The sequence below is a fragment of the Mycobacterium sp. genome, assembly GCF_035603715.1.
In the GTDB taxonomy this organism is placed as follows: Bacteria; Actinomycetota; Actinomycetes; order Mycobacteriales; family Mycobacteriaceae; genus Mycobacterium.
In genome coordinates, this window is the sequence record NZ_DATNJW010000306.1 from 1 (window position 1) to 8,661 (window position 8,661).

Here is an 8,661-nt window from a genome sequence, read left to right on the forward strand (position 1 = left end):
GGTGGCCGTCGCCGCCGTCGACGGGGCGTTGGCCAGGGCGTTGTCGCTGCGCGCCGACGGCGACGAGGACACCGCGCGCGAGGTGTTGCAGGACCTGTATGCCGCCAACCCGGAAAACGCTCAAGTCGAAGAGGCGCTCACGGATTCCAGCTTCGGGATCGTGCCTACCACCGCCGACCGCATCGCCGCGCGCATCGACCCGTGGGACCCGGCCACCGAACCCAAGCCTGGCGATTTCGTCGACCCGGGAGCGCAAGAGCGCAAGGCGGTGTTGTTGTCCGAGGCCGAGCGTGAGCTCGATGAGTTCATCGGCCTGGAGAAGGTCAAAGATCAGGTCGCACGGCTCAAGAGCGCAGTGGCAATGGAGCTGGTGCGCAAGGATCGTGGGCTGGAAGTGGCCCAGCGCACCCATCATCTGGTGTTCACCGGGCCTCCCGGAACCGGCAAGACCACGATCGCGCGTGTCGTCGCGAAAATCTATTGCGGCCTTGGCCTTTTGAAGAAAGAAAACATCAAGGAGGTCCACCGCGCCGACTTGATCGGGCAGCACATCGGTGAGACCGAGGCCAAGACCAACGCGATCATCGATAGCGCGCTGGACGGTGTGCTGTTCCTCGACGAGGCGTACGCCTTGGTTGCCACCGGCGCCAAGAACGACTTCGGCCTGGTGGCCATCGACACCTTGTTGGCCCGGATGGAAAACGACCGTGACCGGTTGGTGGTCATCATCGCCGGTTACCGCGCCGACCTGGATCGGTTCCTGGACACCAACCAGGGTCTGCGATCACGGTTCACCCGCACCATCGACTTCCCGTCCTACCAGCCGGCGGAACTGATCGAGATCGCCAACTTCATGGCCACTCGACGCGACAGCGCGTTCGAACAGCCGGCGCTCAACGATCTGGAAGCGCTCTTCGCCCACCTGGCCAGCACGACAAAGGCCGATTCGGCCGGCGTCGAACGCCGCGGCCTCGACATCGCGGGTAACGGTCGATTCGTCCGTAACGTCGTCGAAAAGTCGGAGGAGGAACGCGAATTCCGGTTGGACCACTCCGAACACGCCAAAACCGGTGAATTCACCGACGAGGAGCTCATGACGATCACCGCCGCCGATCTTGCCAACACCGTGCCGCCGCTGCTGGAAGGCCTGCGGCTGGAGATGCCGGCATGACCAACCCCGAGTCACCCGACGACCGGCGCTCCTTCGCCTCGCGCACACCGGTCAACGACAACCCTGAGAAGGTCGTCTACCGGCGCGGCTTCGTCACCCGCCATCAGGTGACCGGCTGGCGATTTGTCATGCGCCGCATCGCTTCTGGTGTTGCCCTGCATGACACGCGGATGCTCGTCGACCCGCTGCGCAGCCAGACCCGCGCGGTACTGATGGGCGTCGTCGTGCTGATCACCGCGCTGGTGGGATGCTTTGTCTTCTCGCTGATTCGGCCGAACGGGTCGGCGGCCAACAACCCGATTCTGGCCGACCGGTCCACCGCCGCGCTGTACGTGCGGGTGGGCGACCAACTGCATCCGGTGCTGAACCTGGCATCGGCCCGGCTGATCGCGGGCAAGTCGGCAAACCCCACCATGGTGAAAAGCACTGAGCTGGACAAGTTTCCCCTTGGCAACCTGATCGGTATCCCCGGCGCGCCCGAGCGGATGGTGCAGAACACCCGCAAGGACGCCGACTGGACGGTGTGCGATTCCGCCGCCGGGACTGCCGCTGGTGTCACGGTGATAGCCGGAACTCCCGACAGCGCCGGTGCCCGGGCGGCGGCAGTACCAGCCGGCAAGGCGGTGCTGGTCAGCAACCCCACCAGTGCCTGGCTGCTGTGGGACGGCCGGCGCAGCCGGATCGACCTCGCCGACCACGCCGTGACCAGCGCACTGGGCCTGGGCACCGACATCCCGACGCCGCGGCCTATCGCCGGCGGGTTGTTCAATGCGATCCCCGAGTCTCCGCCGCTGGCCGCCCCCGTTATCCCCGACGCCGGCAGTCCCGCCAGGTTTCCGGTGCCCGCGCCAGTCGGTGCGGTCGTCGAGTCCCATGGCCTGGAGAGCAATTCGGTCAACGGGCTGATCTATTACGCGGTGCTGCCCGACGGCCTGCAGCAGATCTCCCCGGTGTTGGCCGCCGTCTTGCGCAACGCCAACTCCTACGGCCTCGACCAGCCGCCACGGCTGGGTGCCGACAAGATCGCCAAGCTCCCGGTGTCGCGGCAGCTGGATACCGGCCGCTACCCGGAGCAGCGGATCAGTCTGCTCGACGCGACGCACGATCCGATCACCTGTGCGCACTGGAGTAAGTCGGCCGGTGCAAGCACGAATACGCTGACGTTGCTGGCCGGTTCGGTGCTGCCGATTCCGGACGTGGTGCACACCGAGGACCTGGTTGGTGCTGGTGCCGGCGGCACGGCGCGGCGGGTCGCGATGGCACCGGGCACCGGCTATTTCGCCCAGACCGTCGGACAGAATTCGGCGTCACCAGCTGCCGGGTCGCTGTTCTGGATCTCCGACACCGGCGTCCGTTATGGCATCGACAATGAAGCCGCCCAGGGTGGCGTCACGGGAAACGCGAAAACCGCTGAGGCTCTTGGGCTGAGTCAGCCGGCGACTCCGATTCCGTGGTCGATCCTGTCGTTGTACGCACCTGGACCAACACTGTCGCGAGCTGACGCGCTGCTCGCCCACGATGGTCTAGCCCCCGACTCGCGACCCGGTCGCGCTGAAGCCGAAGGGCAAAACCGATGAGCCGCTTAATTTTCGAGGCACGGCGCCGGCTACCGTCACCGGTGACCCGTAAGGGCAGTATCAATATCGAGGCGCCACCGGAACTGCCGCGGGTGATTCCGCCGTCGTTGCTGCGCCGGGCGCTGCCGGTCGTGATCGTGCTGTTGATCGTCGGGATGATCGTCGCGATGGTCGCCACCGGGATGCGGCTCATCTCGCCGCAAACGCTGTTCTTCCCCTTTGTGCTGCTGCTGGCTGCCACCGCGTTTTTCCGTGGCGGCGATAACAAGTCGCGCACCGAGGAGGTCGACGCTGAGCGTGCCGACTACCTGCGCTACCTGTCGGTGGTTCGGGACAACATCCGGGGCCAGGCCGCCGCGCAGCGCGCCGCCGCCGAATGGTCGCATCCGGAACCCGCGGATCTGGCCGCAATACCCGGGTCGCGACGGCAATGGGAACGCGATCCTCAGGACGGCGACTTCCTGGTTGTGCGTGCCGGTGTGCACTCGGCGACATTGGACACCGCGCTGCGGGTCAACGACACAGCCGATGAGGTCGACCTCGAACCGGTGTCGCACAGCGCATTACGGAGTCTGCTGGACACTCAGCGCACAGTTCGCGACGTGCCGACCGGACTCGATCTGACCAAGCTTTCGCGCGTCACCGTGCTCGGCGACCCCGACGAGGTGCGTGCGGCGGTGCGGTCCTGGGTGGCTCAGGCGGTGACGTGGCACGACCCGACGGTTCTCGGCGTCGCGGTCGCTACGTCGGATCTCGAGTCGCCGGAGTGGTCATGGCTGAAGTGGTTGCCGCACGTGGACATCCCGGCCGAAGTCGACGGCGTCGGCCCGGCCCGCTACCTGTCCACCAAGCCCGATGAGCTGATCGCACTGCTTGGACCCGCGTTCTCCGACCGCCCCGCGTTCACCGGCGGACCGGCAGATGCGTTGCGGCACTTGCTGATCATCGTCGACGACCCGGACTTCGATCTCAAGGCTTCGCCGCTGGCCCTCGGCCGGGCCGGAGTGACCGTCATCCACCGTTCGACCACCACACCGCATCGGGAACAGTATTCCGATCCCGAGCGCCCGATCCTGCGAATCGCCGATGGCGCGATCGACCGCTGGCAGACCGGCGGATGGCAGCGCTACATCGACACCGCCGACCAACTCGGCGTCGACGACACCATTCACCTCGCGCGCCGACTGTCCCGGTGGGACTCCAACCCGACACACAGTGGCCTGCAGTCGACAGCCACCCGGGGCGCCACGTTCACGACGCTGCTGGGGATTCCGGACGCGTCGCGGCTTGACGTCCCGACGATGTGGGCACGGCGGCACCGCGACGATGAGTTGCGGGTTCCGATCGGTGTCACTGCCACGGGTGAGCCGCTGATGTTCGACCTCAAAGACGAAGCCGAAGGCGGCATGGGCCCGCACGGCTTGATGATCGGTATGACCGGTTCCGGCAAGTCCCAGACGCTGATGTCGATTCTGTTGTCGCTGTTGACGACTCACTCTGCCGATCGGCTGATCGTCATCTATGCGGACTTCAAGGGTGAGGCCGGCGCCGACATCTTCCGCAACTTCCCTCAGGTCGTCGCGGTGATCTCGAACATGGCCGAGAAGAAGTCGCTGGCCGACCGGTTCGCCGACACGCTGCGCGGCGAGGTCGCACGCCGGGAGATGATGCTGCGCGAGGCCGGCCGCAAGGTGCAGGGCAGCGCGTTCAACTCGGTGACCGAATACGAGAACGCGATCGCCGCCGGGCATGATCTGCCGTCGATCCCGACGCTGTTCGTCGTCGCTGACGAATTCACGCTGATGCTGGCCGACCACCCCGAGTACGCGGAGCTGTTCGACTACGTCGCCCGCAAGGGCCGGTCATTCCGGATCCACATCCTTTTCGCTTCACAGACATTGGATGTGGGCAAGATCAAGGACATCGACAAGAACACCTCGTACCGGATCGGTCTGAAGGTGGCCAGCCCCTCGGTCTCGCGGTCGATCATCGGTGTCGAGGACGCGTACCACATCGAGTCGGGCAAGGAGTACAAAGGCGTTGGGTTCCTGGTGCCCGCGCCCGGCGCCGCTCCGATCCGATTCCGCAGCACCTACGTCGACGGCATCTACGATCCGCCTCAGGCGCCGAAAATGCTTGTGGTGCATTCAGTTCCCGAACCCAAGCTGTTCACCGCCGGGCGGGTCGAACCGGACCAGACCACGGTGATCGCCAAGAACGGGCACGACGAGCCGGTCGCGCCGTCACGCAAGTTGATCTCCACCATTGGCGATCAACTCGCGCGCTTCGGCCCCCGCGCCCCCGAGCTGTGGCTGCCGCCGCTCGACGAGGTGATCCCGCTGAGCGCAGCGCTCGCCCGTGCGGCGGTGCCACGCGGTGAGTGGCGTTGGCCGCTGGGAGAGATCGACAGGCCGTTCCAGATGCGCCGCGACCCGTTGATCTTCGACGCGCGGTCTTCGGCCGGCAACCTGTTGATTCACGGTGGCGCGAAGTCCGGGAAATCGACTGCCCTGCAGACGTTCATCTTGTCCGCAGCGAGCCTGCACTCGCCGCGCGAGGTGAGCTTCTACTGCCTGGACTACGGCGGTGGGCAGCTGCGGGCGCTGGAGGACCTGGCGCATGTCGGCAGCGTCGCGTCGTCGCTGGAGCCCGAGCGCATCCGTCGCACCTTCGGCGAGCTCGAGCAACTGCTGCGGTCACGGCAGGAGCGAGAAGTGTTCCGGGACAAGCAAGGCCCGGACGACGGCCTGGGCCAGGTCTTCTTGGTGATAGACAATCTGTACGCCTTCAGCCGCGACAACACCGACCAGTTCAACACCCGGAACCCGTTGCTGAGCAAGGTGACCGAGCTGGTGAACGTCGGATTGGCCTACGGCATTCACGTCGTCGCCACCACCCCCAGCTGGCTCGAGGTGCCGCTGGCGATGCGGGACGGGCTTGGGATGCGCCTGGAGCTCAAGTTGCACGACGCGCGCGACAGCAATGTCCGGATGGTCGGCGCACTGCATCGTCCGGCCGAGAGTGTGCCCGCCGACCAACCGGGGCGTGGTCTGACCATGGCCGCCGAGCATTTCTTGTTCGCGGCGCCGCAGTCGGATCAGATTGCCGTCATCAACGACCGTCACGCCGGAATCACCGCCCCGCCGGTGCGCCTGCTGCCGACGAACCTGGAGCCGGCCGCGCTCGAACCGGTGTACGGCGGTAACGACCGGATCGTGATCGGCCAGCGCGAAGAAGACTTGGCCGCAGTCCAACTCGACTTCGCCCAGAACCCACTGCTGCTGGTGCTGGGTGACACCAGGACCGGTAAGACCACGCTGTTGCGGCACATCATTCGCACCATCCGGGATAACTCGACGCCGGATCGTGTGGCGTTCACCGTGCTGGATCGGCGGCTGCATCTGGTCGACGAGCCGCTGTTCCCCGACAACGAGTACACCGCAAACATCGACCGGGTGACCCCGGCGATGCTCGGGCTGTCGGCGCTCATCGAAAAGCGCAGGCCGCCGGCCGGTCTCACCGCCGCGCAGCTGACCGGCTGGTCATACGAGGGCCACACCCACTACCTGATCATCGACGACGTCGATCAGATACCGGACACGCCGGCAATGACGGGACCCTATGTGGGACAGCGGCCTTGGACTCCGCTGATCGGATTACTATCGCAGGCCGGCGATCTGGGCCTGCGGGTCATCGTCACAGCGCGCGCAACCGGCGCCGCGCACGCCCTGATGACCAGCCCTCTCCTGCGGCGGTTCAACGACCTGCAAGCGACCACGCTGATGCTGTCAGGTAATCCGACCGACGGCGGCAAGATTCGCGGTCAGCGATTCGACCGGCTGCCACCGGGTCGCGCAATTCTGCTGACCGACAGCGATATCCCGACGTATGTGCAGTTGGTCAATCCACTTGTCGAGGAGAGTGTGGCCGCTGATGGCCGGTGATTTTCATCGAAAGGAGTATGTGTCATGACACTGCGAGTTGTTCCGGAAGGTCTCGCCGCAGCCAGCGCCGCGGTTGAATCGATCACCGCCCGGTTGGCTGCCGCGCATGCGGGTGCGGCACCGGCGATCACTGCCGTGGTTCCGTCTGCGGCCGACCCGGTCTCGCTGCAGACGGCGGCCGGCTTCAGCGCACAGGGCAGCGAGCACGCCGCGGTGGCCGCCGAAGGTGTGGAAGAACTGGGCCGCGCCGGAGTCGGTGTCGGTGAGTCTGGCGTGAGTTACGCAGCCGGTGACGCGGCTGCCGCGGCGACATACTTGGCCGGCCACTGACGATGACCGCGCCGGTGTGGATGGCTTCGCCGCCGGAGGTGCATTCAGTGCTCCTCAGCAGCGGTCCTGGACCCGGGTCGCTTTTGGCGGCCGCTGGGGCTTGGACCTCGCTGAGCACTGAATATGCCTCGGCAGCAAGCGAACTCACCTCACTACTGGGCGCGGTACAGGCAGGCGCATGGGAAGGTCCGAGCGCCGAGGAATACGTGAGCGCACACGTGCCCTACCTGGCATGGCTGACAGAGGCCAGCGCGAACAGCGCCGGCGCGGCGGCTCAGCACGAGGTCGCCGCTGCTGCCTACACCGCTGCGCTGGCCGCGATGCCGACCATTCCCGAGCTGGCCACCAACCACGTCATCCACGGCGTGCTGATCGCGACGAACTTCTTCGGTATCAATACGATTCCGATCGCGCTCAACGAGGCTGACTATGCCCGGATGTGGATCCAGGCGGCCACCACAATGGCCACCTACCAAGGGGTGTCCGGGTCGGCGTTGGCGTCGTCGCCGCGCACCGCGGCCGCGCCGCCGGTTCTCAAGACCAACAACGCGGCGGCCGCCGCCATCAACCCGCCGTCGTCGGGAAACTTCCTGACCGATATTTTCAATCAGCTAGTACAGCTCTTTCAGGACCCGTCCGGGACGCTCAGCTCGATCCTCGCCAACCCCAGCCAGTGGTTCCCACTGTTGTTCTTCATCGCGTACGAGGCATTCTTCATCCCATTCGGAACGACCTTCTGGTCGGTGCTGCTCAGTTCCCCGGCCTTTCTCCCGCTCATCATCGGACTCGCTCTTTACGCCGCGTCGACGCTGGCCGCCCCTGCCGACCTACCCGCAGTGGTCGGGGCTGCCGGCATCTCGCCCGGACAGAATTCGCCGATGCCCGCGGCCGGCGTGGCTTCGCCCGGTGCCACCGCGGCAACGGCCACCGGGTCGACGCCCACGGCCGGGGCCGCTGCCGGTGCCTCAGCGGCTGCGCCCGCCACCGCCGGGTTCGGGTACATGGTGGGTGGCATCGATCCCGATGACGGTCCCGGGCCGACGTTGATCGACCACGATGAGACCAAGGCACCGGCGAGTTCGATTCCGGCGGCGGCCGCGGTCGCTGCCGGAACACGCGGCAAGACGCGAGTGCGGCGGCGGCGACGGTCTGAAATGCACGACCATGCCGATGAATTCGCGGATATGAACGTCGAGGTCGACCCGGACTGGAGCACGCAGGCCGATCGGGAATTAGTCGCGTCGGCGGTCGGATCGGATCGTGGTGCCGGGCCGCTTGGATTCACCGGCACCGTGGACAAGGACACCATCGCCACGGCGGCTGGGTTAGCCACGTTGAGCAGTAACGGATTTGGCAACGGACCAACCATGCCGATGGTGCCGGGCACGTGGGGTCCCGAGCCGACGAAGGGGAAGGGGGACCACAACTGAATGTGTAGGTGTGGCAACGGTAATCAATGGATGAAAGGATTTCTGGGATGAGTATGTTGGATGCTCATATTCCGCAGTTGGTGGCGTCGCAGTCGGCGTTTGGGGCCAAGGCGGGGTTGATGCGCTCGACGATTGGTCAGGCCGAGCAGGAGGCGATGTCGTCGCAGGCGTTTTTCGCCGGTGATGGTGCGGCGGCGTTTCAGGCTGCC

General features: G+C 66.0%; 5 protein-coding genes and 1 pseudogene. All 6 read left to right on the top strand.

The genetic code is table 11. The features are described from left to right. Window positions 1-1,171, top strand: a 1,171-nt coding sequence (eccA, locus tag VN856_RS12665; protein ID WP_325689488.1) for a type VII secretion AAA-ATPase EccA, incomplete at its 5' end; no start/stop codon positions are given. Then, entirely contained in the window at window positions 1,168-2,748 is a 1,581-nt protein-coding gene (gene eccB / locus VN856_RS12670; protein ID WP_325689490.1) for a type VII secretion protein EccB, read from the top strand. The genes eccA and eccB, both read left to right, overlap by 4 nt. After that, complete coding sequence (gene eccCa, locus VN856_RS12675; RefSeq protein ID WP_325689492.1) at window positions 2,745-6,692, top strand: type VII secretion protein EccCa; 3,948 nt, start codon at window positions 2,745-2,747, stop codon at window positions 6,690-6,692. Before eccB ends, eccCa begins: the two co-directional genes overlap by 4 nt. Before the next feature lie 24 nt (window positions 6,693-6,716). Then, window positions 6,717-7,022 carry a PE family protein gene (locus VN856_RS12680; protein WP_325689494.1) on the top strand — a complete coding sequence of 102 codons (306 nt, stop codon included), beginning with the start codon at window positions 6,717-6,719 and terminating at the stop codon, window positions 7,020-7,022. A gap of 2 nt (window positions 7,023-7,024) precedes the next feature. Next, entirely contained in the window at window positions 7,025-8,452 is a 1,428-nt protein-coding gene (locus tag VN856_RS12685; protein WP_325689496.1) for a PPE family protein, read from the top strand. A 47-nt stretch (window positions 8,453-8,499) separates the two neighbouring features. Continuing rightward, window positions 8,500-8,661 (top strand): annotated as a pseudogene (locus tag VN856_RS12690) (type VII secretion protein EsxS); the annotation flags it as partial.

Coding starts and splice junctions, on each gene's coding strand:
- eccB (WP_325689490.1), top strand. CDS start 1,168: ATGACCAACCCCGAGTCACCCGACGACCGGCGCTCCTTCGCCTCGCGC.
- eccCa (WP_325689492.1), top strand. CDS start 2,745: ATGAGCCGCTTAATTTTCGAGGCACGGCGCCGGCTACCGTCACCGGTG.
- VN856_RS12680 (WP_325689494.1), top strand. CDS start 6,717: ATGACACTGCGAGTTGTTCCGGAAGGTCTCGCCGCAGCCAGCGCCGCG.
- VN856_RS12685 (WP_325689496.1), top strand. CDS start 7,025: ATGACCGCGCCGGTGTGGATGGCTTCGCCGCCGGAGGTGCATTCAGTG.